Origin of the sequence: Metapseudomonas otitidis, assembly GCF_011397855.1 — a bacterium.
Classification (GTDB): domain Bacteria; phylum Pseudomonadota; class Gammaproteobacteria; order Pseudomonadales; family Pseudomonadaceae; genus Metapseudomonas; species Metapseudomonas otitidis.
The window spans coordinates 4384565-4410255 of the sequence record NZ_AP022642.1; the positions used below are offsets into that span (position 1 = coordinate 4384565).

The following is a 25691-nucleotide window of genomic DNA, read 5'->3' on the forward strand; positions in this document are numbered from 1 at the left end:
CAGCGTCTGCCGCTCCAGGGCGCCGAAGCCCCAGTGCGATCAATAAAGCGCACAGGTTTTTGCCAACCCAGAAATCAGGCGCGCTCAAATCCGTAACAATCGCGGAAATATTTAGCCAAAACCTATCGATTGATACGCATGGATACCTAAAGCTAATATTCCGTTCATTATGTTGAACAGTCACTCCCCTTCCCTGTCCTTCTCCCGTCTGGTGTCCCGCGAGGGCCACTGGACCGGCGACCTGTAGCGCCCCTCCCATTCGGGCCGGACGACTTCGGCCACCTGCGCCCTGCGCACACCCGAAACCGAAACACGGGCGATTCGCCATTGCCGGCGAGCCCGCAATGCCCATGGGAGGGCACCATGCGTTCCTGGATCTATCTTCTGACAGCGATCTTCTTCGAGGTCGTCGGCACCACCTCCATGTCCTTTGCCAACGAAAACAACCCGGTGCTGGGGCACCTGCTGATGTACGGGCTGATCGGCCTGTCGTATTTCTTCCTGGCACTGGCCGTCAAACGCGTCCCGGTCGGGGTCGCCTACGCCCTCTGGGAGGGCATCGGCATCGTGCTGATCACCGCCGTCAGCGTCGCCTGGCTGGGGGAAAGCCTCGGCCTGGCAAAGGCGCTGGGCATCGGCGTGATGATCGCCGGCATCCTGCTGATCAAGTTCGGTACCCACAGCTCGACCGAGCCGACTCGCCAGGAGGTGGCAGCATGAGCACCGTGACCTGGATTCACTTCGCCTGGCTGGGCGTGGCCATCGTCCTGGAAGTCCTGGCCAACATCCTGCTCAAGTACTCCGACGGCTTCCGCCGGCGCCTGCTCGGCGGCCTGTCCATCCTCTGCATCCTCGCGGCCTTCACCGCGCTGGCACAGGCGGTGCAGGGCATGGAGCTGTCGATGGCCTACGCCATCTGGGGCGGCTTCGGCATCATCGCCACCGTTGCCCTCGGCTGGGCCCTGTTCGGCCAGCGGCTGGCCTGGCGCGGCTGGCTCGGCCTGAGCTTGCTGGTAGGCGGCATGACCCTGCTGAAACTCGCCTGACATGAAAAAGGCCCCGTGAGGGGCCTTCTTCATTTGTGCCGGCGGTCAGACCAGGGTCAGGGTGACGTCGATGTTGCCGCGGGTGGCGTTGGAGTACGGGCAGACGATGTGGGCCTTGTCCACCAGTTCGCGGGCCTGGGCCTTGTCCATCCCCGGCAGGCTGATCTGCAGCTCCACCTCGATGCCGAAGCCGTTGGGGATGGCGCCGATGCCGACGATCCCTTCGATGGAGGCGTCAGCCGGCATCGGGTACTTGTCCCGTGCCGCGACGAACTTCATCGCGCCGATGAAGCACGCCGAGTAACCGGCCGCGAAGAGTTGCTCGGGGTTGGTGCCCGAGCCGCCGGCACCGCCCAGTTCGCGCGGGGTGGTCAGGGCGACGTCCAGCACGCCATCGGAGGAAACGGCACGGCCATCACGGCCACCGGTGGCTTCTGCGTAGGCGCGGTATACGACGTTTTCGATGCTCATGGTGCGGTCCTCGTGATCAGGTTGCGTTGGGGTGGATCCGATTCGATTTGCGCGACTTCATTTAGCGCTCAAATCTTCATGGCGATAAATTTATCGCTAATTAATTTTGCGCGCAAGACATTTCATTGGATCGTTTCGCTATAGCCTCATACCAACGAGGCATAAGCCCAGCGCAGCTGCCCGCGCGCCTAGCGATGAAAACCCGCTCGGCTGAGCGCCTGGGTCAGTGCGAGGGCGTATTGCCCCTGGCAATGCAGCCGCCCCTGCCCGTCCGGCAGGCCGAGCCCGAAGCCTTCGTCACCCTCGCCGAAATAGAGGATGCCGTTGGGCAGTTCGGCCACCACCAGCACATCCTCAGGCTCGCCGGAGCGCAGGCGGGTGCAGGCATAGAAGGGCACGCGGCAGGCGGCGAACACCACCTGCTGGGCAGGCGAGCAGTCGCACAGGTGCTGGAACACCAGGTTCTTGATTTCGACGGTCGAAAACGATTGGCAGGTATCCATGGCGGGTCCGTCCTGCTTGTTATGGTTGAGCGGGCCTGACGTAGGGATCTTCGAACACCGAGTGCGAAAATCTAGCAGTCGCAGGGCGGCTTTCCACCCCAACCAGTAACAGGATCAGACGAACGCGACGGAGGGGTCAGGACGAGGAAACGCGCGGCCCGAGCAGAATGATGGCGGCACCGATGATGCAGAGCGCCGCACCCAGCCAGTCGCTGGCCAGCGGGCGGGTGCGCTCGACGAAGGCCAGCCAGCAGAGTGACGCGACGATGTAGACCCCGCCGTAGGCGGCGTAGGCCCGCCCCGCGTAGGCCGCTTCGACCCGGGTGAGCAGGAGGGCGAACAGGGTGAGGCTCAACAGCCCGGGGGCGATCCACAGCGCACTGCGTCCAAGCCGCAACCACATCCAGAAGGCGTAGCAGCCGGCGATCTCGAACAGCGCCGCGAGGAAGAACCACAGGTAGTTGAGCATGGGTGCCTCCAGGGCGAGTGCGACCGGGGCCGGCCGCCTGATGTCAACCGCGCAGCGCGCCTTCCCGTTCCCAGGCGCAGCGTACGCGCAGGCCGGCTTCTTGCGGGCTGTGGAAGCCCTGTTCGCTTTCCCAGCGGAAGGTGTGGGTGCCGTTGAGCTCCGTCTCCAGGTGCACCACGGCGCTGCCCCAGTAGAGCTGCTCCAGCAACGCTTCGAACTGCTTCACCCAGAGGTTCCACTCATACTCGATGGCGGGGTAGCTGGCGCCGAAGTGAATCACCTGGGTCTGGTAGAGGCCGAGCCCGGGGCGACGGCTGAAGGAGAACATCTCGCGGCCGAGGAAGGGCCAGATATCGCCGGCAGGCAGGCGCTCGATCACCTCACGATTGGTCTCGCGGCGATGATCCAGCACCTCGGGATCATCGGACGGCCAATCGCGGATGCAGCCATAGACGATGGATTCAGAGTCCACACAAGCACTCCAGGAAAACTGAGGCAGCCTTCTAACACAGGGCCGGCGGCCAGGAAAGGAACTGCGCGCTATTTCCGCGCATCCGCCTTGCCGCGCCCCAGCAGCCAGGCCAGCACGCAGAGCAGCGAGGCCAGCGCGGTGATGACCATGAAGGGCCCCTGGTAGTCGCCCGCCAGGTCCCGGCCGAGGCCGGCGAGCACCGGCGTCAGGCTGCCGAGGCTGTAGCCGGCGAACAGCATCATCGCCGTCCAGCGGCTGACGGCGAGGGAGCTGTTCACCTCGTAGAGCGGCAGCACCATGGCCAGGGAGAAGGAGCCGGAGAGCCCCAGGCCCAGCAACAGCGCCCAGAGCTCGGGCACCTGGGTCGGCGCGAAGGTGATCATCGCCAGGCACAGCGTGCTGATGAAGCCGCAGGCCAGCAGCAGGTGATAGCGGTTGCCGAAACGCTGGGCCAGCCAGGGCAGCACGAAGGAGCTGGGCAGCCCCATCAGCATGAACAGGCTGAACAGGCTGTTGCTGCGCAGGCTGCTGAAGCCGGCCTCGCCGTAGCGGGCCACCAGCCAGGTGGCCAGGGCGTAGAACAAGCCGGCCTGGATGGCGAAGAAAGCGGTGATCAACCACGCACGCGGCTCACGCCAGGGCAGGCCAGCCGCCCCGCCCTCCTCGGCTTTTTCGGCACGGTTGGGCAGGCACAGCCAGAGCAGCATCGCCACCCCGGCGGGAATGGCCCAGGCGGCCAGGCCCAGGTGCCAGCCACCCTGGGCCAGCACCACCACCGGCTCGGTGAGCACCGCACCGGCTGCACCGCCCACGGTCATGCTCAGGGCATACCAGGCGACGACCCGGCCGACGTGGTCATGGAAATGGCGCTTGATGAAACCCGACATCAGCGGGCCGGCGATGGCGATGCCGGCGCCCAGGGCGGCCGCGCTGCCGATCAGCACGGCGCTGTGGTGCGACCCGAGACGGGCCGCCAGGGCCAAGCCGATCAACCCCAGGCAGCCGGCGATGACCCGCTCCAGCCCGAAGCGCACAGCCAGGCGTGGCGCCAACGGGGCCAGCAGCCCCATGCAGAGGACCGGCAATGCGGTGGTCAGGCTGATCAGCCCCCGGCTCAGGGACAACTCGGCGGCAATGCGCTCGATGAGCGGGGCGAGGGAGGTGATGCCAGGGCGAAGGTTGATCGCGCCCAGCACCAGGGCGAGCATCAGGAGGGCTCGGGATACAGGCTTCACAGGGCTTCCAGGGTCGTCGACAGGCAGGTCGGGGAGCGGAACCCTACTACTCCCCTCCCCGGCCAGGCAAGGCTGGAAGCCCCATAAATTGACCGATCGATCAGGACGCCTGGCGGTTCCTGGCGCGCATTTTCTCGGCCATGGTGGCCATTTCGTCGTAGAGGGCCTGGGGGTTCTTCTGCTTGATGGTCCAGGCCATCCGGCCCTGTTCGTGGGGCAGGATCATGAAGGTGCCGGCGGCCACTTCGTCGTAGATGTAGCTGGCGATGTCGGCGGCGCTGATCGGCGAGCTTTCCAGCAGCTTGCCGACCTGCTGCTTCATGGCCGGGGTCGGGCCACGGAAGGAGTCCAGCAGGTTGGTCTGGAAGAAGGATGGGCAGACCACATGGACGCCGATACCCTCCTGGCGCAATTCGATCAGCAGGCTTTCCGACAGGGCCACCACGCCGGCCTTGGCCACGTTGTAGTTGCTCATGGCCGGGCCCTGCATCAGCGCTGCCATGGAGGCGATGTTGACGATGCGCCCACGGCTCTTCTGCAGCAGCGGCAGGAAGGCCTTGCAGCCCTTGACCACGCCCATGAGGTTGATCGCGATCTGCCAGTCCCAATCCTCCAGGGACAGTTCCTCGAAGAAGCCGCCGGAGGCGACGCCAGCGTTGTTGACGATGATGTCGATGCCACCGAGCTTCTGCTCGCAGGCCTGAGCGAATGCGGTGAGCTGGCTGTAGTCACGCACGTCGCAACGCTGGGTGAAGCCATCGCCGCCGGCTTCGCGAACCAGGGCGAGGGTTTCCGCCAGGCCGGCCTCGTTGACGTCGGACAGGGCGAGCTTGCTGCCTTCGCGGGCCCAGCGCAGGGCGATCTCGCGGCCCAGGCCCGAGCCGGCGCCAGTGATCATGATGCGGTTGTGCATGGTGAGGGTGCCTTCTGCTGTGCTAGATGCCCGCAGTGTAGCGAGGCCCCTGGCGCCGAAGCGCGAAATCAGGACGCTGAATGACCGGTGCAAAACGTTGCTTCACGGGCTTGCGCAGCGCTCCGCGAGCGGCATCCCCGAGAACGCCTCAGAAGGCCGTGCGGCGCTTCAGTCCACGCCACAGCACCAGCCCGTAGACCAGCAGGTTGAGGCTGATGACCACGGCGCCCAGCCAGAGCTGGATGGCGTCGGTCAGCCCGGCCGGGTAGATCACCGGCAGGATGTAGCGCTCGACGAAGCCACCGGGGTAGCCCGACTCGCCTGCCGCGTGCCGCAAGCTGTTCTCCAGGTCCGTCAGCGGACAGCGCAGGTGCAGCAGCTCCATGCAGGCGCCCCAGGCCACGGCCGGCAGATGCAGCATCGCCATCCAGGTGCGCACCAGCACAGCCACCCCACCCAGCAGCACGAAAAGAATGAAGGCCAGGTGCACCAGCACCACCGCATCCGCCGCGATCCGTTCGATCATCCGCTCGCTGTCGGCGCATCCCCGCGCCGCCTCCTTGATAAAGGCTGGAATGAAAACACCCTGAACCCGCTGCGCACCGCTGAAGTCGGAACACATAGGCACGGGTAGAAAAGGCCGCAAAGCCTTGCCGCCCTGCGCCAGGAAGTCCAGAACCAATCAGAAACAAGGAGTCCACCATGGGCCTGAGCACCATCCTGCTGCTGATCCTGATCCTCCTGCTGGTCGGCGGACTGCCGGTCTTCCCCCACTCCCGCTCCTGGGGCTATGGCCCGTCCGGTATCGTCGGTGCGCTGCTGGTGATCCTCATCGTGCTGATGCTGCTGGGCCGCATCTAGCACGACGTACGACCGGCTCGAAAAAGAAAAAGGGCAGCCAATGGCTGCCCTTCTTCTTGTTGGCCGAGCGATCAGTGGGCGACGGCGCCACTGGCCCCCAGGCCGGTCTGGGAGCGGACGAACTGCGGGAAGAAGCGCGCACGCTCTTCATCAGCAGCCGTGGACTTGTCGGTGATGGAGAAGAACCAGATACCGACGAAGGCCACCAGGATGGAGAACAGGGCCGGGTACTCGTAGGGGTAGATGGCTTCGGCGTGACCGAGGATCTGAACCCAGATGGTCGGGCCGAGGATCATCAGCGTGACGGCCGTTACCAGGCCCAGCCAGCCGCCGATCATGGCGCCACGGGTGGTCAGCTTCTTCCAGTACATGGAAAGGATCAGCACCGGGAAGTTGCAGCTGGCGGCGATGGAGAAGGCCAGGCCCACCATGAAGGCGATGTTCTGCTTCTCGAACAGGATGCCCAGGCCGATGGCCAGGACGCCCAGTGCGACGGTGGTGATCTTCGAGACGCGCAGCTCATCCTTCTCGTTGGCCTTGCCCTTCTTGACCACGGAGGCGTACAGGTCGTGGGACACGGCCGAGGCGCCAGCCAGGGTCAGGCCTGCCACGACCGCGAGGATGGTGGCGAAGGCAACGGCGGAGATGAAGCCGAGGAACAGGCTGCCACCCACGGCGTTGGCCAGGTGCACCGCCGCCATGTTGTTGCCGCCGATGAGGGCGCCGGTGGCGTCCTTGAAGGCGGGGTTGGTGCTGACCAGCAGGATGGCGCCGAAGCCGATGATGAAGGTCAGGATGTAGAAGTAGCCGATGAAGCCGGTGGCGAAGAACACCGATTTACGAGCTTCCTTGGCATCGCTCACGGTGAAGAAGCGCATCAGGATGTGCGGCAGGCCAGCGGTGCCGAACATCAGCGCCAGGCCCAGGGAGATGGCCGAGATCGGGTCTTTCACCAGGCCGCCGGGGCTCATGATGGCCTCGCCTTTCGGGTGGACCTTGATGGCCTCGCTGAACAGGGCAGCGAAGTCGAAGTTGACGTGCTTGAGCACCATGATCGCCATGAAGGAGGCGCCGGAGAGCAGCAGCACGGCCTTGATGATCTGTACCCAGGTGGTGGCCAGCATGCCGCCGAACAGCACGTAGCAGACCATCAGGATGCCCACCAGCACCACGGCGACGTGGTAGTTCAGGCCGAACAGCAGCTCGATCAGCTTGCCGGCACCGACCATCTGCGCGATCAGGTAGAAGGCCACCACCACCAGCGAACCGCAGGCGGAGAGGGTGCGGATTTCCTTCTGCTTCAGGCGGTAGGAGGCGACGTCAGCGAAGGTGTACTTGCCGAGGTTGCGCAGGCGTTCGGCGATCAGGAACAGGATCACCGGCCAACCGACGAGGAAGCCGATGGAGTAGATCAGGCCGTCATAGCCCGAGGTGAACACCAGCGCGGAAATGCCCAGGAAGGACGCGGCGGACATGTAGTCGCCGGCAATCGCCAGGCCGTTCTGGAAGCCGGTGATGCTGCCGCCAGCGGTGTAGAAGTCGGCAGTCGACTTGCTGCGCTTGGAAGCCCAGTAGGTGATGCAGAGGGTGAAGCCGACGAAGGCCACGAACATGACGATGGCGGATACGTTCACCGGCTGGCGTTGCACATCGCCTTCGATGGCACCGGCTGCCCAGAGTGCCGGCGCGGCGACCATCAGGCCCGCGGCGGCAAGAAGCGAGAGAATACGCGCGCTCATTGCTGCGCCTCCTTGAGGATTTCCTGGTTCAGCCGGTCGAACTCGCCGTTGGCGCGGCGCACGTAGACACCGGTCAGGACGAAGGCGGTGAGGATGATCCCGACGCCGATCGGAATGCCGAGGGTGATCGGCGAATCGGCACTGAGGCGCATGCCCAGTACTTGCGGCTCGAAGGCGATCAGCAGGATGAAAGCCAGGTAGAGGCCGAGCATGATGGCAGAGAGCAACCAGGCGAAACGTTCACGCTTGGTCACCAGTTCCTTGAAGCGCGGATTCTCATGAATCCGTTGGTAAATGCTGTCGTTCATTTTGTTGTTGTCCTCCACAGCACATGGGTGGTGAAAGCAACTCTAGATCGACCATGCACGGGTGACAGACGACCTTAGTCGTAGCGCCGCCGCTTTCTAGACCAAGGTCGTACACCCTTGATTGACCGGGGCTATCGTCACCATTCCCGCGTTGCATTTCCTTCCGCGCCGCACGGCCATTAGCCTGGCGAACATGAATCATTCGTAACTGCGGAACGCCATCATGCTCAAGACCGTGACCTTCACCCTCATGCACTTCGGCATCGCCTTCACGGTGGCCTACCTGCTCACCGGCAGCGTGACGGTCGGCGGCCTGGTGGCCCTGGTGGAACCCTTGGTGAACTCGGTGGGTTTCCACCTGCACGAGAAGCTCTGGAAGCGCCTGGAAGCCCGGGGCATCGATGGTGCGAACGGCTTTGCGGGCTGGGGTCATCGCCACGCCTGAGGCCATCGGTAACGACTGGACACAGGCAGCGGCGGATCGGAAGGAAAGGCACATTCCTACGCAGGGTGCTAATCCGCTAAGATTCGGCGCTTTGCCGCCAGCCGCGACACATCCAATGAGCCCAACCAGCCGATTCCCCCTGTTTCCCTACCTGTTCGCATCTCTGATCGCCCTGCTGTCGCTCGCCGGCCTCTGGTACGGCCAGGGCAAGCCAGTGATCCTGCCGGACGCCGCCACGCCGACCCACAAGCTGCAATGCGCGTCCTACAGCCCGTTCGACAAGGACCAATCGCCGTTCGACCAGCCGTTCGTCCTGCGCCCCGAACGCATGGATGCCGACCTGGCGCTGCTGGCGACGCGCTTCCACTGCGTGCGCACCTATTCGATGACCGGCCTCGAAGCCATGCCGGAGCTGGCCCGCAAGCACGGGCTGAAGCTGATGCTCGGCGCCTGGGTCAACGGCAACCCGGTGGACACCGGCAAGGAAATCACCGCGCTGGTGAAAGCCGCCAACGCCAACCCGGACGTGGTCGAGGCAGTGATCGTCGGCAACGAGACCCTGCTGCGCAAGGAAGTGACCGGCGCCCAGCTGGCCAAGCTCATCACCGAGGTGAAAGCCCAGGTGAAGCAACCGGTGACCTACGCCGATGTGTGGGAGTTCTGGCTGCGCCATCCGGAGGTGGCTCCGGCGGTGGACTTCCTCACCATCCACCTGCTGCCCTACTGGGAAGACGACCCGGCGGGGATCGACGAGGCCCTCGCCCACGTCGGCGAGATCCGCGAGGACTTCGGCAAGCGCTTCGCGCCCAAGGACATCCTGATCGGCGAGACCGGCTGGCCCAGCGAGGGACGCCAGCGCGAAACCGCCCTGCCCAGCCGTGTCAACGAGGCCAAGTTCATCCGTGGCTTCGTCCACATGGCCGAGGAAAACGGCTGGCGCTACAACCTGATCGAAGCCTTCGACCAGCCCTGGAAGCGCGTCAGCGAAGGCGCGGTGGGCGGCTACTGGGGCCTGTTCAGCGCCGACCGTACCGAGAAAGGCGTGCTGGCCGGGCCGGTCTCCAACCTCCCCCACTGGCCGAACTGGCTGGGCGCCAGCGCCCTGTTGTTCCTGGTCGCGCTCGCTCTGGGTGGCCGCCCCGCCTCGGTGCGCGCGGCCTGGCTGATGCCGCTGCTGGCCGCCCTGGGCGCCGGCAGCATCGGCATGTGGGCCGAGCTGACCCGCGTGACCGCACGCTATGCCGGCGAGTGGGCCTGGGCCGCCGCCATCGTGGCGCTGAACCTGGTGGTGCTGGCCCACGGTGTGCTGAGCCTGTCCGCCCGGGGTGCAGCGCGTGAACGCCTGTTCGCCTGGCTGGAAGCCCGTGGCGGCTGGTGGCTGCTCGGTGCCGGCTTCGTCGGCGCGGTGCTGATGCTGGGCCTGGTATTCGATGCGCGCTACCGCAGCTTCCCCAGCGCAGCACTGCTGCTGCCGGCTCTGTTCTATCTCGCCCGCCCGGTCAGCGCCTCGCGCCGCGAGACGCTGCTGCTGGCCCTAATGATCGGCCTGGGGATCATTCCCCAGCTTGTCGAGGAAACCCTGGGCAACATCCAGGCCATCGGCTGGGCTTTCACCGCCCTGCTGATGACCCTGGCGATGGTTCGCAGCCTGAAGCTGACACGCTGAGACCGGCTGGACCGCGCGAAGAGCCCGCCTCATGGCGGGCTTTTTGTTGCGGGTGCTGCAGCGCCCGTCCATGAGCGAAGCAGGGACGTACGCAGACATCAGGAGGCAGGTCAGGGATGGTTGCCGCCAGGAATCATGCAGGCATGAAAAAGCCCGCCAGGAGGCGGGCTTCTTCACGACTGGAGCAGCGGGATCAGACCAGCTTTTCCAGCTCGGGTACGGCTTCGAACAGGTCAGCCACCAGGCCGTAGTCAGCCACCTGGAAGATCGGGGCTTCTTCGTCCTTGTTGATGGCGACGATGACCTTGGAGTCCTTCATGCCGGCCAGGTGCTGGATGGCACCGGAGATGCCCACGGCGATGTACAGCTGCGGGGCGACGATCTTGCCGGTCTGGCCGACCTGCATGTCGTTCGGCACGAAGCCGGCGTCGACGGCGGCGCGAGAAGCACCGACGGCAGCGCCCAGCTTGTCGGCCAGGGAGTACAGGTGCTTGAAGTTGTCGCCGTTGCCCATGCCACGGCCGCCGGAGACGACGATCTTGGCTGCGGTCAGTTCGGGACGGTCGGACTTGGCCAGCTCTTCACCCACGAAGGCGGACTTGCCAGCGTCGTTGGCAGCGCCCACGGCTTCGATGGCGGCGGAGCCACCTTCGGCAGCAGCAGCGTCGAAGCCGGTGGTACGAACGGTGATCACCTTGATGGCAGCAGTGGACTGCACGGTGGCGATGGCGTTACCGGCGTAGATCGGACGCTTGAAGGTGTCGGCACTTTCAACAGCGATGATCTCGGAGATCTGGTCGACGTCCAGCAGCGCAGCAGCGCGCGGCAGGAAGTTCTTGCCGTTGGTGGTGGCAGCAGCCAGAACGTGGCTGTAGCCCTTGCCCAGCTCGGCGATCAGGGGCGCGACGTTTTCCGGCAGCTGATGGGCGAAAGCCGCGTTGTCAGCAACCAGTACCTTGGAAACGCCAGCAACCTTGGCAGCCGCTTCGGCAGCACCGCCAACGCCGGAACCGGCAACCAGGACGTGAATGTCGCCGCCGATCTTCTGGGCAGCGGTCACTACGTTCAGGGTAGCGGCGGCCAGGGCGGAGTTAGTGTGTTCAGCGATAACCAGGATAGCCATTTAGATTACCTTCGCCTCGTTCTTCAGTTTCTCGACCAGTTCAGCCACGGACTTGACCTTGATGCCGGCGCTGCGGGCAGCAGGCGCTTCGACTTTCAGGGTCTTGACGGTGGAGGCGGTGGAAACGCCCAGGGCGTCGGGGGTAACCACGTCCAGCGGCTTCTTCTTGGCCTTCATGATGTTCGGCAGCGAAGCGTAGCGCGGCTCGTTCAGACGCAGGTCGGTGGTGACGATGGCCGGGAGGTTCAGGGCCACGGTCTGCAGGCCGCCGTCGATCTCACGGGTGACGTTGACCTTGTCGCCAGCGACTTCGACCTTGGAGGCGAAGGTGCCCTGGGCGAAGCCAGTGAGGGCGCCCAGCATCTGGCCGGTCTGATTGTTGTCGCTGTCGATGGACTGCTTGCCGAGGATCACGAGCTGGGGTTGCTCCTTGTCCACGACGGCTTTCAGCAGCTTGGCGACGGCCAGGGAGTTCAGCTCATCGGCCGACTCGACCAGGATGGCGCGGTCAGCACCGAGAGCCAGGGCAGTACGCAGCTGCTCTTGAGCGGTGTTCGGGCCAATGGTGACGACGACGATTTCGGTCGCGACGCCTTTTTCCTTCAGACGCACGGCCTCTTCGACAGCGATCTCGCAGAAGGGGTTCATCGACATCTTGACGTTGGCGAGGTCGACGCCGGAGTTGTCCGCCTTGACGCGGACCTTGACGTTGTAGTCGACCACTCGTTTGACAGCTACAAGAACCTTCATGGATTCCTCGTTACTCTCCGGTGAAATAAGAATGTCGCCAAGGCGAACCTGGCGGGTGATGCTCATCGGCCGGAACCGACGGTCAGCCCATACGGCGAGTGCAAAACCGACCGTATCTTGACCGTAACACCCAAACCGGTCAATACGGGAAAATACCCAGTCATAAGCCGCAGAGCCTTATCCTATCAGGCTTTGACAAAATTCAAACAAACGTTTGTATTGGACCCGCCAAAGGGTGTGGATATAATGCGCCAGCTCTGGTCAGGGATCGAGCCTAGCCCTCCCACATAAAACATCGAAGAGAGCCTTGAGGAGATAGACAGTGGAACGCGAATACATGGAATTCGACGTCGTCATCGTCGGCGCCGGCCCGTCTGGCCTGTCCGCAGCATGCCGACTGAAGCAGAAGGCCGCCGAAGCTGGTCAGGAGATCAGCGTATGCGTGGTCGAGAAAGGTTCCGAAGTCGGCGCCCACATCCTCTCGGGTGCAGTCTTCGAACCCCGCGCGCTCAACGAACTGTTCCCTGACTGGAAGGAGCTGGGCGCTCCGCTAAACACTCCGGTCAAGCGCGACGACATCTATATGCTCAAGGATGCCGAGGGCGCGATCAAGATCCCCGACCTCTTCGTGCCCAAGACCATGCACAACGAGGGCAACTACATCATCTCCCTGGGCAACCTGTGCCGCTGGCTGGCCCAGCAGGCCGAAGGCCTGGGCGTCGAGATCTACCCGGGCTTCGCCGCCCAGGAAGCGCTGATCGACGAGAATGGCGTAGTTCGCGGCATCGTCACCGGCGACCTCGGTGTCGACCGTGAGGGCCACCCGAAGGAAGGCTACTACACCCCCGGCATGGAACTGCGTGCCAAGTACACCCTCTTCGCCGAAGGCTGCCGTGGCCACATCGGCAAGCAGCTGATCAAGAAATACAACCTCGACTCCGAGGCCGACGCCCAGCACTACGGCATCGGCATCAAGGAGATCTGGGACATCGACCCGTCCAAGCACGAGCAGGGCCTGGTGGTGCACACCGCCGGCTGGCCGATGGACATCATGGGCACCGAGAACACCGGCGGCTCCTTCCTTTATCACCTGGAGAACAACCAGGTGGTCGTGGGCCTGATCATCGACCTGTCGTACGCCAACCCCTACCTCTCGCCGTTCGACGAGTTCCAGCGCTACAAGCACCACCCGGTGATCAAGCAGTACCTGGAAGGCGGCAAGCGCGTCGCCTACGGTGCCCGCGCCATCTGCAAGGGCGGTCTGAACTCCCTGCCGAAGATGGTCTTCCCAGGCGGCGCGCTGATCGGCTGCGACCTGGGCACCCTGAACTTCGCCAAGATCAAGGGCAGCCACACCGCCATGAAGTCCGGCATGCTTGCTGCGGAGGCCATCGCCGCCGCTCTGGCCGCCGGCAAGGAAGGTGGGGACGAGCTGACCGGCTACGTCGATGCCTTCAAGTCCAGCTGGCTGTACGACGAGCTGTTCTGCAGCCGCAACTTCGGTGCCGCCATCCACAAGTACGGCGCCCTGGTCGGCGGTGCGTTCAACTACATCGACCAGAACTGGTTCGGCGGCAAGATTCCCTTCACCCTGCATGACAACAAGCCGGACTACGCCTGCCTGAAGCCCGCCGCCCAGTCCCAGCGCATCGACTATCCGAAGCCGGACGGCAAGATCAGCTTCGACAAGCTGTCCTCGGTATTCCTCTCCAACACCAACCACGAAGAGGAACAACCCTGCCACCTGAAGCTCACCGACCCGAGCATTCCGCTCGAGAAGAACCTGCCGCTGTACGACGAGCCCGCCCAGCGCTACTGCCCGGCCGGCGTATACGAGGTGGTGACCCAGGAAGACGGCAACAAGCGCTTCCAGATCAACGCCCAGAACTGCGTCCACTGCAAGACCTGCGACATCAAGGACCCGGCGCAGAACATCACCTGGGTTGCCCCGGAAGGCACCGGCGGCCCGAACTACCCCAACATGTAATCGCCACAAACAGAAAAGGCCCCAAGGGGCCTTTTTTGTTGCTTGTGGGAAAGCCGATCAAGGCTCCTCGCCGATCGGGAAGAACTCCCCGCCCGACCAAACGCCCAGCCAGCGGCGGCCATCGATCTCGCGCACCACCGCCAGCTCGACCAGTTGGTAGAAGACGTTGCGGTGGATCAGCGCCTCCAGGTTGGCCCGCACATGCACATAGGGCGAAGGCTCCTGGGTGACCGGATCGATCACCACGCGAATGGGATGCTCGGCGCCGGCCTCCACCTCGTCCTCGACATGCGTGACGAAGCGCAGCACCTGACGCTCGCCCTCCCCGCTCACCTCGACACTTACCGCAACAAAGGGCGCGTCCTCGACGGTGATGCCGACCTTTTCCACCGGTGTCACCAGGAAGTAGTCATCGCCGTCGCGGCGGATGATGGACGAGAACAGCCGCACCATCGGCTTTCGCCCGATGGGCGAACCGAGGTAGTACCAGGTCCCGTCCCGGGCGATGCGCATGTCGATGTCGCCACAGAAATCGGGGTTCCACAGGTGGACAGGTGGCAGCCCCTTTCCCTTGGGCAGCTGTGCCAGCAGATCACCTGCCTTGCCTGTATCGCTCATGGCATCCTCCTCAGCGGCTCAGCCCCAACAGGCTGCGCGCGTACTCTCTCAGGGGCGGACCGATCAGGTCCTCGGGCTTCTGGTCATAGAAGGTGAACAGCCCGCCGCGGTTGGTGATCCGCGCGGTGTCCACCAGGTAGCGTGTGTTGGTCTCGATCAGCATCAGCTGGATCACGCCGTTGTCGACGCCGAGCCGATCCACCGCTTCCTGGTCCTCCCACTCTTCCAGCGTGCCGATCCGGTCGTCCGCATCGGCGAAGCGCGTATACAGCAGGTAGTTCGCCCCAACCGCCCGTGCCTCGCTCATCGCCTGCTCCAGGCTCACTGGCTGGCGTGCGCGACGGACCATGGGGAAATACTCGACGAAGCCCCGGAACGCCTCCTCCGCCACCACGTTCGGCCGGGTATGGGTGCCGTTCTCCGGCATGAAGGAGCTCTGGGCGATATAGATGAGGGAGTCCGCCTGCAGGCGCCACGTATTGGCACGGCGCGTCTCGCTGTGGTCCAGCAGGCCCGCATCGCTCATGTGGTCCCGCGCGCCCAGGGCCAGGTCGCTCACCTTCATGCAGCCACCCAACGCCACGATCACCAGCAACACCATCAGCCTATGCATAACGTTCCTCCGTCCAGCGACGTAAATCCGGCACTGGCGGTATGAAATGCAGGTTCCGCGCCATCACAACCCGCGCTGCCATTCCTGGCGAAGATTGGCGCGCCCTGGCGCAGCGATGGCCTGGCGCACCTGCTCCAGCAGGCGCGGCTTGTCCGCTCCCAGCTGCCCCTTGAGGACCAGGTAGTTGGACGCATGGTCACTGCGGAAGACGGTGTCGCGCAGCTCCAACCCCTCCAGCATCCGCTCGACTTCGCGGAACAGGCCGATCTGGTCCAGGGGACGGAAATCCTCGAAACGCGACCGCAGGCGGTCATCCCCCATGGGAAAGCTGACCACCAGCGTGGAGAGAAATTCGGGCTGGGTCTCGTTCATCAACTGCGCTGAATGATCAGCATGCTGGTCACTGAGCACCGTTCCGCCCAACCCGTTGAGGATCATCACCGAACGGGTGATGCCAGCCTCGCCGAGCTTCAGCAGTGCATCGCGGGTCGAGGCCGCGGTTTCACCCTTGTTGACCCGGGCCAGCACCTCGTCGTCCCCCGACTCGGCACCGACATACACCATCCCCAAGCCCGCATCGGCCAACTCCTTCAGCTCCTCGACCGATTTGCGACGCAAGTTCCTCGGCAGGCAATAGCTGGAGACGCGCGTCACCTCCGGCAGGTGCTCGGAAATGGCGCGGAGGATCGTCAGCAGGCGGTGAGTCGGCAGCACCAGCGCATCGCCATCAGCCAGGAAAACCCGCTGGACGATCAGTTGTTCGCCGCAGCGACGGATTTCCTCCAGCACTTGTGCTTCGTCACGCGCACGGAATTTCTTCTGCGGCTGCGTGTACATCTCGCAAAAGGTGCACTGGTTCCACGAACAGCCGTTGGTCACCGGCAGGATCAGAGAGTTCGCCTCACTCGGCGGTCGGAACACGGGTTCGATATAGGAAACGGGAAAGCTCATGGGCTGTTTCTCGCCGAGGCGGCCATCAGCCGCCGATGATCTTCATGACCGTCACACCACCGGAGAAGGCGACATCCTGCTTGTCCGCCAACGCGCTGACGAGCAACCGCTGCAGTGCAGGGAGTGCCTGGTGACGGGGTTTGTGCAGCAAGTCCCCCACATAGTGGCGATTGCTGGAGGACAGGCAGCCATGCAGCCAGCCCGTGGACGACAGGCGCAGGCGCGAACAGGTCCGGCAGAAGGGCACGCTCTCATTGGCGATCACCCCGAAGTGGCCGCGTCCCGGAATCTCATAGCGCAACGCCGTCGCGTCCACCGGCGCATCGGCCTGGACATAGGCGTACTGCTCGCCAATGGCGGCCAGCAGTTCATCCAGGCCGACGAACTGACGCTGGAAACCAGCCGCGTCGCGTGCCAGGTGCCCCATGCGCATCAGTTCGATGAAGCGCAGCTCGAAGCCGCGCGCCAGGCTGTGCTCCAGCAGGGGCAGCACCTGGTCGAGGTTCTGGCCCCGCAGCGGCACCATGTTGACCTTGATCCTGATCCCGGCAGCGGCCGCTTCATCCATTCCACGAAGCACGGACGCCAGGTCTCCTCCCCTGGCGATCCGGCGGAAGGCATCCGCATCGAGGGTATCCAGGGAAACATTGAGGCGACGGATGCCGCTGGCAAGCAGGGCGGGCAACTTGCGGGAAAGCAGCTGGCCGTTGGTGGTCAGGCTGATGTCATCGAGACCGAGCTGGCCGATGCCATCCAGAAAGGCTTCGAGCTTGGGGCTGACCAGGGGCTCTCCGCCGGTGATGCGCAACCGTTCGATGCCCGCGGCTTCGATCAGGTAAGCCACACCGCGCACCAGCGCATCGGCAGGCAACTCGTCATGGGCGGCGACCAGGCGCTTGCCGTCAGGCACGCAGTAGGTACAGGCGTAGTTGCAAGCGGCAGTGAGGCTGATGCGCAGGTTGCGAAACCGCCTGCCTTGTCGATCGACGATCACGGGACGCTCCGAGGAGGGGGTGGCGCAGTATATCGCCGGGCCCCGAGCCCGTCCCATGACTCGGCGCCCAGCAGGCGTCCATCACTCAGCCGGATGGCGACTCATTGTCACGCTTGCGCTTGTTGCCCATGCGCACGCCGATGTCCATCAGGAACTGGAAGAAGCCTTCCTGGTCTTCCAAGACGTTGCTCCAGAAGGGCGAGTGGTAGAGCGCAACGGCGCCATGCACCAGCGCCCAGGCCGCGCAGTAGTGGAAGTAAGGCGGTACGTCTTCCAGCTTGCCTTCGGCGATACGCCCCTTGATCAACTGGGTCAGGCGCTCGAAGTTGGACGCACGGATCTTGTGCAGCTGCTCCACCATCTCGGGCACCTGGCTGTTCTTCACCACCTTCTCCTCCAAGCGGTCGAACAGGCGGTAGCGCTGCGGATCCCGCATCCGGAACTCGAAATAGGCGCGGGACAGGGCTTCTTTGTCGCGATCCACGTCCGCCGAGTGGAGCAGTTCGTTCAGGTCGCGCTCGTAGTCCAGCATCAGGCGCAGGTAGATCTCGGCCTTGGACTTGAAGTGCTTGTAGATCGTGCCTTTGCCGATACCCACTGCGTCGGCAATCATCTCGACGGTGACGCTGTCCTCGCCCTGCTCCAGGAACAGTTTGAGCGCGGTATCGAGGATTTCCTGCTCGCGGCGGCGAAACTCACGGACTTTACGGGGTTCTTTCTGCATAAAGGGACTATAGGGTCAAAAATCAAGCCGCGTATTATGCCTAAATGCCGGCAAAATGCACGGAACATCCGACTATGAGCGTATTGCCAGCACCCAGCCGGGCATATTAGGCAGCAGCCGACACGCCCCCGGATGGCTGGAAAGCGCGACCCAGCAGGGTTTCGCCCCCTCCAAACAGAACGCTTGGAAGATATCTAGACATCAATCCGACCGGATTCGATCAGCAATCTATAAGACGACGCCAGACGATTCGACGCTCGCTGTAAGCCCGATCAAAGTGGAAAAAGTCATGTTGCGCCCATTCTTTGGGGCTGCGGCATGCAAGACGATAGGCAGGAACAGGGGGGACTCAGCGGGCGCGGGAGTATTCCAAATCTGTTTAAAAAACGACCGATCTGCTCTGGACGCTCGGGGATATTGGCCAATACTTCTCTTTACCGGTGCGCGGCATCTCCCCCCAAGTGCCCCGCCGGCCAAAGTACCGAGGATCGCGTACTTTGTTTTACTCCTAATGGTCTTGACCCGGATTCATCCCCCAGAACCCGGGTTTTTTTTGCCTGTGCGTCAGGCAGCCGATTGGGCCAGCGGGAACAGACGGTAGAAGTTGGCCGTGGTCTGCTCGGCCAGCGCGTCATAGGACACACCCCGCAGCTCAGCCAGGAACTCCGCCACCTCGCGCACATACTGCGGCAGGTTCGCCTTGCCCCGGTGGGGCACCGGTGCCAGGTAGGGGGAATCCGTCTCTACCAGCAACCGATCGGCAGGCACCTGGCGAGCGACCTCGCGCAGCGCCTCGGCATTGCGGAAGGTGACGATCCCTGACAGGGAGATATAGAAGCCGATGTCGAGCGCAGCCCGGGCCATGTCCCAGTCTTCGGTGAAGCAATGCAACACGCCTGCCTGGGGCAAGGCAGCTTCTCGCAGCAGGGCAAGGGTGTCCGCCCGCGCCTCGCGGGTGTGGACGATGACCGGCTTGCCGGTGATCCGTGCAGCCTCGAGGTGCAGTTGGAAAGCCTGCTGCTGGAGCTCCGCTGCCTCCGGCTCGTAGTGATAGTCGAGCCCGGTCTCGCCAATGGCCACCACACGCGGGTGATCCAGTTCCTGCAGCAACCAGTCCAGGGCAGGGGGCTGACCAGGCGCGAGATCCAGCGGGTGTACGCCGACCGAGCAGTGCACATCACCGTAGCGGTCGGCCAGGGCCTTCACTGCGGCAGCGTTATCGGCGCTCACGCCAATGCAGAGGAATTGCCCAACGCCCCGGGCGCGCGCCGCATCGAGCGCTGCATCGAGGGAGCCGCCATGGGCAGCCAGGTCAAGGCGATCAAGATGACAATGAGAGTCGACCAACATGGTGCGGGGTGCCACTGGAGGGGTACAGGGAAGCGCCGCCTGGGCGGCGCCGGAGATTACATGGTGTGGGTGGGACGATCGGACTTCAGCGCGCCGGCCAGGTAGGTCTCGATCTTGTTGCGGGCGGTGGTGTCGCCATCGTTGAACTGCACGCCGATGCCGGCAGCCCGGTTGCCCTGGGCGCCCTTCGGGGTGATCCACACCACCTTGCCCGCCACCGGGATCTTCTCCTGCTCATCCATCAGGTTCAGCAGCATGAACACCTCGTCACCGAGCTTGTAGCTCTTGTTGGTGGGGATGAACAGGCCACCGTTCTTGATGAACGGCATGTAGGCGGCGTAGAGCACGGACTTGTCCTTGATCGTCAGGGACAGGATCCCGTTACGCGGGCCTAGATTGGGTGGGAGACTCATTCGGCGTTCCTGCTGGCTGGCTCAGTGGGCGATTCTAGCCCGGTCCGGGCAAGCTTGCCCACTGCACCAGCAAGGCTTCGAGAAGCAAGACACGGTTGAGATTGGCCTTGCCCAGCACCTTCTGCCGCTGCTGCAGGAGCCACTCCTGCATCGCCAGCACCTTGGCCTGGGAGGATTTGTCCGCCAGGTACTGGACGACCTTGCGCATGTCCGCCAGCCCCAGCCCTGCTTCGTCCTGCGTCAACTGGTAGCGCAGCATCAACTGGGCCCAGTCGCAGAACCAGTCGAACAGCAGCACCAGCGGCACTGCGTTCCAGCCTTCGGCCAACTGGCTGACGCCGACTTGCTGCTTGATCAGCTTCTTCACCCCCTCCACCACCTGGGCACGCTGCTCCAGCACGCCTTGTCCGTGCAGACGCAACGCGGTCAGGGGCGAGCCGCCGGCCAGGGCCAACAGGTCCGAGCGGGTCGCGGCATCACTGTCAGGCAAGGCCCGGGCGAGCCAGGCCAGGCTCTCCGCCTCACCTGGCAACGGGCATGTCTGCTGTACACAGCGGCTCTTGATGGTGGGCAGCAGGCGGCTCGGCTGGTGGCTGATGAGCAGCAGCACGGTGTCGCCGGAAGGCTCCTCCAGACTCTTGAGCAGGGCGTTGGCCGCGTTCAGGTTCATGGACTCCGCCGGCTCGAGCAGTACGACCTTGCGCCCCCCCAACTGAGCGGTCTGCACGACGAAATCCACCAGGTCTCGCACCTGATCGACACGGATTGCCTTGTCGACCTCCTCCGGTTCCAGCACGTAGTTGTCAGGGTGAGTGCCCGCTGCCAGCAGGAAGCAGGACTTGCACTGACCACAGGCATCGTTTCCCGCAGGTTGCTGGCACAGCAGCCGTGCCATCAGGCGTTCAGCAAGCGCACGCTTGCCGATGCCGGCCGGCCCATGCAGCAGGTAGGCATGGGCATGACGCGGGCGACCGGCCAGGTGCTGCCAGAGCGAGTCCTGCCAGGGGTAGGCTTCAGCCATGGCAGCGCTCCAGCAACTCCGGCAGGAGAGCGTCCAGGTAACGCTGGACATCGGCCAGGGGCTTCGCCGCATCGATCACCCGGTAACGCTCGGGCGCCTGGGCGGCACGCTCGAGATAGGTCTGGCGAACGGCGTCGAAGAAGCTGCGGTTCTCCTGCTCGAAACGGTCCAGCCGGCCACGAGCTGCGGCGCGCTGGAGGCCCACTTCCACCGGCAGGTCGAACACCAAGGTCAGGTCCGGGCGCAGGCTGCCCTGGACGAAGCGCTCCAGTTCGGCAATACGCGCCATCGACACACCCCGGCCACCGCCCTGGTAGGCGTAGGTGGCGTCGGTGAAGCGATCACACAGCACCACTTGCCCGGCCTCAAGCGCAGGGCGAATGACGCGGTCCAGGTGCTGGGCGCGGGCGGCGAACATCAGCAGCAGTTCGGTATCCACCGCCATCGACTCGTCACTGGGCGCCAGCAGCAGCTCGCGGATGCGTTCGGCCAACGGCGTGCCACCGGGCTCGCGGGTTAGCAGGACTTCAACGCCACGCTCGCGCAGGCGAGAGGCGATGAAGTCGCGATTGGTGCTCTTGCCGGCCCCTTCGGGGCCTTCGAGCGTAATGAACAGGCCGTTCACGGGGTGTCCTTCTTGCTGACGGGAGCGGGACTCGAGCGGTAGTCCGCACGGCGGTTGAGCTGGAACTCACGGACCGCCTTGTTGTGCGCTTCGAGGGTCTCCGAAAAAACGTGGCTACCGTCGCCACGGGCGACGAAGTAGAGACTTTTGCCTTCCACCGGGTTGAGGGCCGCATGGATGGCCTCGCGCCCCACCATGGCGATGGGCGTCGGCGGCATTCCGGCGATGACGTAGGTGTTGTAGGGCGTCGCCTCGCGCAGGTGGGCACGGGTGATCTTGCCGGTGTAGCGTTCACCCAGGCCGTAGATCACCGTGGGATCGGTCTGCAGCAGCATGCCCTGCTGGAGGCGACGGATGAACACGCCGGCGATCTGCCCACGCTCCTCCGGGACGCCGGTCTCCTTTTCCACCATCGAGGCCATGATCAATGCGTCATAGGCATCCTTGTAGGGCAAGCCCTGGGCACGGGATTGCCACTCCTCGTCCAGGACCTGCTCCAGACGCTGGTGAGCCTGGCGAAGCAGGTCCGTATCACGCATACCGCGTACATAACGGTAGGTATCGGGGAAGAATCGCCCCTCGGGATGCTGGCCTTCCAGACCGAGGCGCTTCATCACTTCATCATCGCTGGCACCAGCCAGGGTCTGTTCCAGCCTGACCTGCTTGGCCAACGCAGCTCGCAGTTGGCGGAAATTCCAGCCTTCGACCAGGGTGAGGCTGTACTGGACGACATCGGCCCGCTGCCAGAGCCCGAGCAACCCTTCGGCAGTCATGCCCGGCGTCATGCGGTACTCACCGCTGTGCAGTGCCTGGCCGGAAAGGTTGAAACGCCAGTACTGGCGCAGCCAGAAGGCACTGTGGATCACGCCCTGCTCCTCCAGTCGATTGAGCATGCCACCCGGGGTGGCACCCGCCGGCACATCGAGCAGGCGCTCCTCGCTGAGGTCGAGGGGCTGGGTGAGGGCCAGGTGCTGTTGCCAACCCGCGAACGCCAGCAAGAGACCAACGAGGAACAGGCCACCCTGCAGCAGCATGAGCAATTTGCGAATCACGAATCAGCAGTCCAGTTGGGCGAGGGCAAGGGGCTGCAGTTTACGGGTGAGCGGGCCCACCGACCAGACATGCTCGCCGCAGGCGCGCACCGGCCAGATGCCATAGAGGCTGTTGCAGGTAAAGACCTCGTCAGCGAACGCCAACTCGTCGAACGCGATGTCGCGGACCTGGACGTTGATTCCCTCGACTGGGGCCAGATCCAGCAATGCCGCGCGCATGACACCCTGCACACCACAGCGCTGCAGGTCCGGCGTCAGTAACTGGCCGTCATGCACGAGGAAAAGGTTGCTGAACACACCCTCGATCAGCCGGCCCGAATGGTCTCGTACCAACCCTTCCGCATAGCGGGAATCACTCCACTCGGCACGCGCGAGAACCTGCTCAAGCCGGTTCAAATGCTTGAGGCCAGCCAGCAAGGGTTGCTCGGCCAGGCGCGTGGTACAGGGAAAAAGCTCGATGCCCTCTTCGCCGCACACCGATGGGTAGGCAGGCAATGGACTGGCCATCAGCAGGCGACGAGCGGGGCCGCTGGAGGGTGCATAGCCGCGCAGGCCATCACCCCGGGTGACGATGAGCTTTGCGACGCCCTCCCCCAATTCGGCGGAGAATGCCAGGAGCTCGTTACGAACGGTCTCCAGATCCAGGGACAGGAAGAGCCGACGCGCGCCTTCAGCCAAGCGCGCCAGATGACGCTCCAACAGGCTTGGAACGCCCCGGCGAACGGCGATGGTCTCGAACAGTCCATCGCCGTAGGCCAGGCCGCGATCCCTCATGGGAAGGGAAGCGGCCGGCCGGCCATCGATCCAGTCGTCCATCAACCCTCGAAGCGACGGAACACCAGGGAACCGTTGGTGCCGCCAAAGCCGAAGGAGTTGGACAGGACGACATCGATGGGCATGGAGCGCGCCTGATGAGGCACGAAATCCAGGTCACAGCCTTCGTCCGGCTCCTCCAGGTTGATGGTCGGCGGAGCCACCTGGTCGCGGATCGCCAGCACGCTGAAGATCGCCTCAACGGCCCCGGCAGCGCCCAGGAGGTGACCGGTCATCGACTTGGTCGAGCTCACCGCAACGCGGTAGGCGTGATCGCCGAAGACGCTCTTCACGGCAGCGGCTTCCGCCAGGTCACCGGCCGGCGTCGAGGTGCCATGGGCATTGATGTACTGCACCTGGTCCGCATTCAGACCGGCATCACGCAGGGCGTTGCGCATGCAGCGCGCGGCACCGGCGCCGTCATCCGGCGGAGAGGTCATGTGGAAGGCATCGCCACTCATGCCGAAGCCGACCAGCTCGGCATAGATGGTGGCGCCACGGGCACGGGCGTGCTCCAGCTCTTCAAGCACCAGCGCACCGGCGCCATCTGACAGCACGAAGCCATCGCGCCCTTTGTCCCACGGGCGGCTCGCGCGAGTCGGCTCGTCGTTGCGGGTAGACAGTGCACGGGCCGCACCGAAGCCGCCGAGACCGAGGCCGCAGGCCGCCATCTCGGAGCCACCGGCGATCATCACGTCCGCCTCACCGTAGGCGATGTTGCGCGCAGCCATGCCGATGCAATGGGTACCGGTGGTGCACGCCGTGGCGATGGCATAGTTAGGCCCCTGGATACCCAGGTGGATCGACAGGAAGCCGGACACCATGTTGATGATCGACCCCGGGACGAAGAACGGCGAGATGCGCCGCGGTCCCTGCTCGATCAGCGAACGGCAGTTGTTCTCGATGTTGGTCAGGCCACCGATGCCCGACCCCATGGCCACGCCGATGCGCTCACGGTTGGCATCGGTCACTTCCAGGCCAGCGTCACGCACGGCCTGGAAACTCGCAGCCAGGCCGTACTGGATGAACAGGTCGAGCTTTCGTGCTTCCTTGGCCGACAGGTACTGCTCGACATCGAAGCCCTTGACCGAGCCGCCGAAACGGGTGGCATAGGCCGACAGATCCATATGCTCGATGAGGCCGATGCCACTGCGGCCAGCCAGGATGCCTTGCCAGCTATCGGCGACGGTGTTGCCCAAGGGCGACAGCATGCCAAGGCCGGTGATCACGACGCGTCTACGCGACACAGCGCTCTCCTTTTACATGTTGCTGATCGGCGGCAAAAACCGCTTAAAGAAAAGCCGCACGACCTTCAGGGTCGTGCGGCTTTTCCAGGTCGGGGAACCGACGATTACTTATTGCGCGTGAGCGTTGATGTAATCGATGGCTTCCTGAACGGTGGTGATCTTCTCGGCTTGCTCGTCCGGAATCTCGGTCTCGAATTCCTCTTCCAGAGCCATCACCAGCTCAACGGTGTCAAGGGAGTCGGCGCCCAGGTCTTCAACGAAGGAAGCGCTGTTGGTGACTTCGTCTTCTTTGACGCCCAGTTGCTCGGCGACGATCTTCTTGACGCGTTCTTCGATGGTGCTCATACCTTGTTTTCACTCCTATGGAAAAATCCGTGCAGCTTGGGCTGCAGTGTATAGAAAGGGTTTTCTGCTTTTCAAGCAGGACTCCGAACCCCTTCAGGCCCCGTCAGGAGCCGTCCAGAACCCAATTGCACTCGAGTACCGGATTTTAGACAGCTCGTATGACAGTTTCCTGAGGGGATTCGTCACATTCAGCTCATGTACATCCCACCGTTCACCGGAATGGTAGCCCCTGTGACGTAGGAAGCACCATCGGAAGCGAGGAATCCGACCACCTTCGCAATCTCCTCGGCCTGACCAAGGCGAGCCAGCGGAATCTGGGTCAACAGGGCCTCGCGCTGCGCATCGGGCAGTTCGCGAGTCATGTCAGTATCGATGAAGCCAGGGGCAACGGAGTTGACGGTGATGGCGCGAGAGCCCACTTCACGGGCCAGCGCCCGACCGAAGCCCTCGAGACCGGCCTTGGCAGCAGCGTAGTTGGCCTGGCCTGCGTTGCCCATCGCACCGACCACGGAGCCGATGTTGATGATGCGGCCCCAGCGCGCCTTGGTCATGCCCCTCAGAACTGCCTTGCTCAAGCGGAACAGGCTGTTCAGGTTGGTATTGATGACGTCGAACCACTCGTCGTCTTTCATCCGCAGCATCAGGTTGTCGCGGGTGATGCCGGCATTGTTCACCAGGATCAGCGGCTGCCCCAGATGCTGCTGGATGTGCTCCAGCGTGCTGGCGACGGATTCATCGCTGCTGACATCCAGAACCAGGCCGGCCCCTTCGATGCCGTGCTCCTTCAGGTACTCGGCAATGCGCTCGGCGCCGCCCGGCGTGGTGGCGGTACCGATGACGACGGCACCTTGGCGGCCCAGTTCCAGGGCGATGGCCTGGCCGATACCACGGCTCGCGCCGGTAACCAGTGCGACCTTACCTTGCAGACTCATGGTCT

Annotated in this window: 31 protein-coding genes; 6 read left to right on the plus strand and 25 right to left on the minus strand. The window is 64.0% G+C overall.

Going from position 1 to position 25691, the window contains the following annotated elements; genetic code table 11:
• The first annotated feature begins 363 nt into the window (after positions 1-363).
• Complete coding sequence (locus tag PotMrB4_RS20145; protein WP_044412322.1) at positions 364-720, plus strand: SMR family transporter; 357 nt, start codon at positions 364-366, stop codon at positions 718-720.
• Positions 717-1046 carry a multidrug/spermidine efflux SMR transporter subunit MdtI gene (gene mdtI / locus PotMrB4_RS20150; RefSeq protein ID WP_044412325.1) on the plus strand — a complete coding sequence of 110 codons (330 nt, stop codon included), beginning with the start codon at positions 717-719 and terminating at the stop codon, positions 1044-1046. The genes PotMrB4_RS20145 and mdtI overlap by 4 nt, the downstream gene beginning before the upstream one ends.
• Positions 1047-1091: 45 nt before the next feature.
• Here mdtI and PotMrB4_RS20155 read toward each other — a convergent pair whose 3' ends face one another.
• The 7 genes from PotMrB4_RS20155 to PotMrB4_RS20185 form a co-directional block, all read right to left on the minus strand.
• Positions 1092-1517 (minus strand): organic hydroperoxide resistance protein, encoded by a 426-nt coding sequence (locus PotMrB4_RS20155; RefSeq protein WP_044412328.1) that lies wholly within the window; start codon positions 1515-1517, stop codon positions 1092-1094.
• A gap of 188 nt (positions 1518-1705) precedes the next feature.
• Positions 1706-2020, minus strand: coding sequence for a hypothetical protein (locus PotMrB4_RS20160; protein ID WP_044412331.1), 315 nt, complete (start codon positions 2018-2020; stop codon positions 1706-1708).
• 136 nt (positions 2021-2156) lie between these two features.
• Positions 2157-2489, minus strand: a complete 333-nt coding sequence (locus PotMrB4_RS20165; RefSeq protein ID WP_074970136.1) for a YnfA family protein — start codon at positions 2487-2489, stop codon at positions 2157-2159.
• A 43-nt stretch (positions 2490-2532) separates the two neighbouring features.
• Positions 2533-2961 (minus strand): hypothetical protein, encoded by a 429-nt coding sequence (locus PotMrB4_RS20170; protein WP_074970134.1) that lies wholly within the window; start codon positions 2959-2961, stop codon positions 2533-2535.
• 68 nt (positions 2962-3029) lie between these two features.
• Complete coding sequence (locus PotMrB4_RS20175) at positions 3030-4169, minus strand: MFS transporter (RefSeq protein ID WP_202119553.1); 1140 nt, start codon at positions 4167-4169, stop codon at positions 3030-3032.
• Between the two features lie 127 nt (positions 4170-4296).
• Complete coding sequence (locus PotMrB4_RS20180; RefSeq protein WP_074970130.1) at positions 4297-5109, minus strand: SDR family oxidoreductase; 813 nt, start codon at positions 5107-5109, stop codon at positions 4297-4299.
• A gap of 148 nt (positions 5110-5257) precedes the next feature.
• The gene (locus PotMrB4_RS20185; RefSeq protein ID WP_172434314.1) at positions 5258-5635 is read right to left on the minus strand and encodes a DUF2784 domain-containing protein; all 378 of its coding nucleotides are present in this window, start codon (positions 5633-5635) and stop codon (positions 5258-5260) included.
• Between the two features lie 176 nt (positions 5636-5811).
• On the opposite strand from PotMrB4_RS20185, the gene PotMrB4_RS20190 reads away from it, so the two are divergent.
• Complete coding sequence (locus tag PotMrB4_RS20190) at positions 5812-5970, plus strand: DUF3309 family protein (RefSeq protein ID WP_044412351.1); 159 nt, start codon at positions 5812-5814, stop codon at positions 5968-5970.
• Between the two features lie 71 nt (positions 5971-6041).
• Here the strand turns inward: PotMrB4_RS20190 and PotMrB4_RS20195 are convergent, their stop codons facing one another.
• Positions 6042-7709, minus strand: coding sequence for a cation acetate symporter (locus PotMrB4_RS20195; RefSeq protein WP_142015742.1), 1668 nt, complete (start codon positions 7707-7709; stop codon positions 6042-6044).
• Positions 7706-8017 carry a DUF485 domain-containing protein gene (locus tag PotMrB4_RS20200; RefSeq protein ID WP_044412356.1) on the minus strand — a complete coding sequence of 104 codons (312 nt, stop codon included), beginning with the start codon at positions 8015-8017 and terminating at the stop codon, positions 7706-7708. Before PotMrB4_RS20200 ends, PotMrB4_RS20195 begins: the two co-directional genes overlap by 4 nt.
• A gap of 223 nt (positions 8018-8240) precedes the next feature.
• On the opposite strand from PotMrB4_RS20200, the gene PotMrB4_RS20205 reads away from it, so the two are divergent.
• On the plus strand, positions 8241-8462 hold the full coding sequence (locus PotMrB4_RS20205) for a DUF2061 domain-containing protein (RefSeq protein ID WP_044412359.1): 222 nt from the start codon (positions 8241-8243) through the stop codon (positions 8460-8462).
• 115 nt (positions 8463-8577) lie between these two features.
• Positions 8578-10128 (plus strand): glycoside hydrolase family 17 protein, encoded by a 1551-nt coding sequence (locus PotMrB4_RS20210; protein WP_172434315.1) that lies wholly within the window; start codon positions 8578-8580, stop codon positions 10126-10128.
• Between the two features lie 193 nt (positions 10129-10321).
• Here the strand turns inward: PotMrB4_RS20210 and PotMrB4_RS20215 are convergent, their stop codons facing one another.
• Positions 10322-11251 (minus strand): electron transfer flavoprotein subunit alpha/FixB family protein, encoded by a 930-nt coding sequence (locus PotMrB4_RS20215; protein WP_044412364.1) that lies wholly within the window; start codon positions 11249-11251, stop codon positions 10322-10324.
• Positions 11252-12001, minus strand: coding sequence for an electron transfer flavoprotein subunit beta/FixA family protein (locus PotMrB4_RS20220; protein ID WP_069559679.1), 750 nt, complete (start codon positions 11999-12001; stop codon positions 11252-11254).
• Between the two features lie 322 nt (positions 12002-12323).
• Here PotMrB4_RS20220 and PotMrB4_RS20225 point away from each other — a divergent pair, with 322 nt between their 5' ends.
• Entirely contained in the window at positions 12324-13988 is a 1665-nt protein-coding gene (locus tag PotMrB4_RS20225; protein WP_074970120.1) for an electron transfer flavoprotein-ubiquinone oxidoreductase, read from the plus strand.
• Between the two features lie 57 nt (positions 13989-14045).
• On the opposite strand, the gene PotMrB4_RS20230 is transcribed toward PotMrB4_RS20225, so the two are convergent.
• From PotMrB4_RS20230 to fabG, 14 genes are all read right to left on the minus strand, one after another.
• The gene (locus PotMrB4_RS20230; protein WP_142015724.1) at positions 14046-14606 is read right to left on the minus strand and encodes a DUF1285 domain-containing protein; all 561 of its coding nucleotides are present in this window, start codon (positions 14604-14606) and stop codon (positions 14046-14048) included.
• Positions 14607-14616: 10 nt separating this feature from the next.
• Positions 14617-15219 carry a DUF4823 domain-containing protein gene (locus tag PotMrB4_RS20235; protein WP_172434316.1) on the minus strand — a complete coding sequence of 201 codons (603 nt, stop codon included), beginning with the start codon at positions 15217-15219 and terminating at the stop codon, positions 14617-14619.
• Between the two features lie 63 nt (positions 15220-15282).
• The gene (locus PotMrB4_RS20240; RefSeq protein ID WP_172434317.1) at positions 15283-16170 is read right to left on the minus strand and encodes a radical SAM protein; all 888 of its coding nucleotides are present in this window, start codon (positions 16168-16170) and stop codon (positions 15283-15285) included.
• Positions 16171-16195: 25 nt separating this feature from the next.
• Positions 16196-17164 (minus strand): GTP 3',8-cyclase MoaA, encoded by a 969-nt coding sequence (locus tag PotMrB4_RS20245; RefSeq protein WP_172434318.1) that lies wholly within the window; start codon positions 17162-17164, stop codon positions 16196-16198.
• Positions 17165-17249: 85 nt separating this feature from the next.
• On the minus strand, positions 17250-17888 hold the full coding sequence (locus PotMrB4_RS20250) for a TetR/AcrR family transcriptional regulator (RefSeq protein WP_044412384.1): 639 nt from the start codon (positions 17886-17888) through the stop codon (positions 17250-17252).
• Between the two features lie 564 nt (positions 17889-18452).
• The gene (locus PotMrB4_RS20255; protein ID WP_044412387.1) at positions 18453-19238 is read right to left on the minus strand and encodes a TatD family hydrolase; all 786 of its coding nucleotides are present in this window, start codon (positions 19236-19238) and stop codon (positions 18453-18455) included.
• Between the two features lie 56 nt (positions 19239-19294).
• Entirely contained in the window at positions 19295-19651 is a 357-nt protein-coding gene (locus PotMrB4_RS20260) for a PilZ domain-containing protein (protein ID WP_044412389.1), read from the minus strand.
• Positions 19652-19685: 34 nt separating this feature from the next.
• Entirely contained in the window at positions 19686-20672 is a 987-nt protein-coding gene (locus tag PotMrB4_RS20265) for a DNA polymerase III subunit delta' (RefSeq protein ID WP_172434319.1), read from the minus strand.
• A complete protein-coding gene (gene tmk / locus PotMrB4_RS20270) occupies positions 20665-21297 on the minus strand; it encodes a dTMP kinase (RefSeq protein ID WP_142015711.1) in 633 nt (210 codons plus the stop codon). The genes PotMrB4_RS20265 and tmk overlap by 8 nt, the downstream gene beginning before the upstream one ends.
• Positions 21294-22349: an endolytic transglycosylase MltG gene (mltG, locus tag PotMrB4_RS20275; protein WP_172434320.1), complete on the minus strand. Its 1056-nt coding sequence runs from the start codon at positions 22347-22349 to the stop codon at positions 21294-21296. Before mltG ends, tmk begins: the two co-directional genes overlap by 4 nt.
• Positions 22350-22352: 3 nt before the next feature.
• Positions 22353-23165 carry an aminodeoxychorismate lyase gene (gene pabC / locus PotMrB4_RS20280; RefSeq protein ID WP_172434321.1) on the minus strand — a complete coding sequence of 271 codons (813 nt, stop codon included), beginning with the start codon at positions 23163-23165 and terminating at the stop codon, positions 22353-22355.
• Positions 23165-24409, minus strand: a complete 1245-nt coding sequence (fabF, locus tag PotMrB4_RS20285; protein ID WP_044412403.1) for a beta-ketoacyl-ACP synthase II — start codon at positions 24407-24409, stop codon at positions 23165-23167. Before fabF ends, pabC begins: the two co-directional genes overlap by 1 nt.
• A 108-nt stretch (positions 24410-24517) precedes the next feature.
• Positions 24518-24754 (minus strand): acyl carrier protein, encoded by a 237-nt coding sequence (gene acpP, locus PotMrB4_RS20290; protein WP_016493661.1) that lies wholly within the window; start codon positions 24752-24754, stop codon positions 24518-24520.
• A 188-nt stretch (positions 24755-24942) separates the two neighbouring features.
• Positions 24943-25686, minus strand: coding sequence for a 3-oxoacyl-ACP reductase FabG (gene fabG / locus PotMrB4_RS20295; RefSeq protein ID WP_044412409.1), 744 nt, complete (start codon positions 25684-25686; stop codon positions 24943-24945).
• Positions 25687-25691: the final 5 nt, after the last annotated feature.

Coding starts and splice junctions, on each gene's coding strand:
- PotMrB4_RS20200 (WP_044412356.1), bottom strand. CDS start 8,017: ATGAACGACAGCATTTACCAACGGATTCATGAGAATCCGCGCTTCAAG.
- PotMrB4_RS20180 (WP_074970130.1), bottom strand. CDS start 5,109: ATGCACAACCGCATCATGATCACTGGCGCCGGCTCGGGCCTGGGCCGC.
- PotMrB4_RS20235 (WP_172434316.1), bottom strand. CDS start 15,219: ATGCATAGGCTGATGGTGTTGCTGGTGATCGTGGCGTTGGGTGGCTGC.
- PotMrB4_RS20145 (WP_044412322.1), top strand. CDS start 364: ATGCGTTCCTGGATCTATCTTCTGACAGCGATCTTCTTCGAGGTCGTC.
- PotMrB4_RS20190 (WP_044412351.1), top strand. CDS start 5,812: ATGGGCCTGAGCACCATCCTGCTGCTGATCCTGATCCTCCTGCTGGTC.
- PotMrB4_RS20175 (WP_202119553.1), bottom strand. CDS start 4,169: ATGCTCGCCCTGGTGCTGGGCGCGATCAACCTTCGCCCTGGCATCACC.
- PotMrB4_RS20210 (WP_172434315.1), top strand. CDS start 8,578: ATGAGCCCAACCAGCCGATTCCCCCTGTTTCCCTACCTGTTCGCATCT.
- PotMrB4_RS20215 (WP_044412364.1), bottom strand. CDS start 11,251: ATGGCTATCCTGGTTATCGCTGAACACACTAACTCCGCCCTGGCCGCC.
- PotMrB4_RS20240 (WP_172434317.1), bottom strand. CDS start 16,170: ATGAGCTTTCCCGTTTCCTATATCGAACCCGTGTTCCGACCGCCGAGT.
- fabG (WP_044412409.1), bottom strand. CDS start 25,686: ATGAGTCTGCAAGGTAAGGTCGCACTGGTTACCGGCGCGAGCCGTGGT.
- PotMrB4_RS20255 (WP_044412387.1), bottom strand. CDS start 19,238: ATGTTGGTCGACTCTCATTGTCATCTTGATCGCCTTGACCTGGCTGCC.
- PotMrB4_RS20195 (WP_142015742.1), bottom strand. CDS start 7,709: ATGAGCGCGCGTATTCTCTCGCTTCTTGCCGCCGCGGGCCTGATGGTC.
- acpP (WP_016493661.1), bottom strand. CDS start 24,754: ATGAGCACCATCGAAGAACGCGTCAAGAAGATCGTCGCCGAGCAACTG.
- PotMrB4_RS20185 (WP_172434314.1), bottom strand. CDS start 5,635: ATGATCGAACGGATCGCGGCGGATGCGGTGGTGCTGGTGCACCTGGCC.
- PotMrB4_RS20250 (WP_044412384.1), bottom strand. CDS start 17,888: ATGCAGAAAGAACCCCGTAAAGTCCGTGAGTTTCGCCGCCGCGAGCAG.
- PotMrB4_RS20220 (WP_069559679.1), bottom strand. CDS start 12,001: ATGAAGGTTCTTGTAGCTGTCAAACGAGTGGTCGACTACAACGTCAAG.
- PotMrB4_RS20260 (WP_044412389.1), bottom strand. CDS start 19,651: ATGAGTCTCCCACCCAATCTAGGCCCGCGTAACGGGATCCTGTCCCTG.
- pabC (WP_172434321.1), bottom strand. CDS start 23,165: ATGGACGACTGGATCGATGGCCGGCCGGCCGCTTCCCTTCCCATGAGG.
- PotMrB4_RS20265 (WP_172434319.1), bottom strand. CDS start 20,672: ATGGCTGAAGCCTACCCCTGGCAGGACTCGCTCTGGCAGCACCTGGCC.
- mdtI (WP_044412325.1), top strand. CDS start 717: ATGAGCACCGTGACCTGGATTCACTTCGCCTGGCTGGGCGTGGCCATC.
- PotMrB4_RS20230 (WP_142015724.1), bottom strand. CDS start 14,606: ATGAGCGATACAGGCAAGGCAGGTGATCTGCTGGCACAGCTGCCCAAG.
- PotMrB4_RS20155 (WP_044412328.1), bottom strand. CDS start 1,517: ATGAGCATCGAAAACGTCGTATACCGCGCCTACGCAGAAGCCACCGGT.
- PotMrB4_RS20165 (WP_074970136.1), bottom strand. CDS start 2,489: ATGCTCAACTACCTGTGGTTCTTCCTCGCGGCGCTGTTCGAGATCGCC.
- PotMrB4_RS20205 (WP_044412359.1), top strand. CDS start 8,241: ATGCTCAAGACCGTGACCTTCACCCTCATGCACTTCGGCATCGCCTTC.
- PotMrB4_RS20160 (WP_044412331.1), bottom strand. CDS start 2,020: ATGGATACCTGCCAATCGTTTTCGACCGTCGAAATCAAGAACCTGGTG.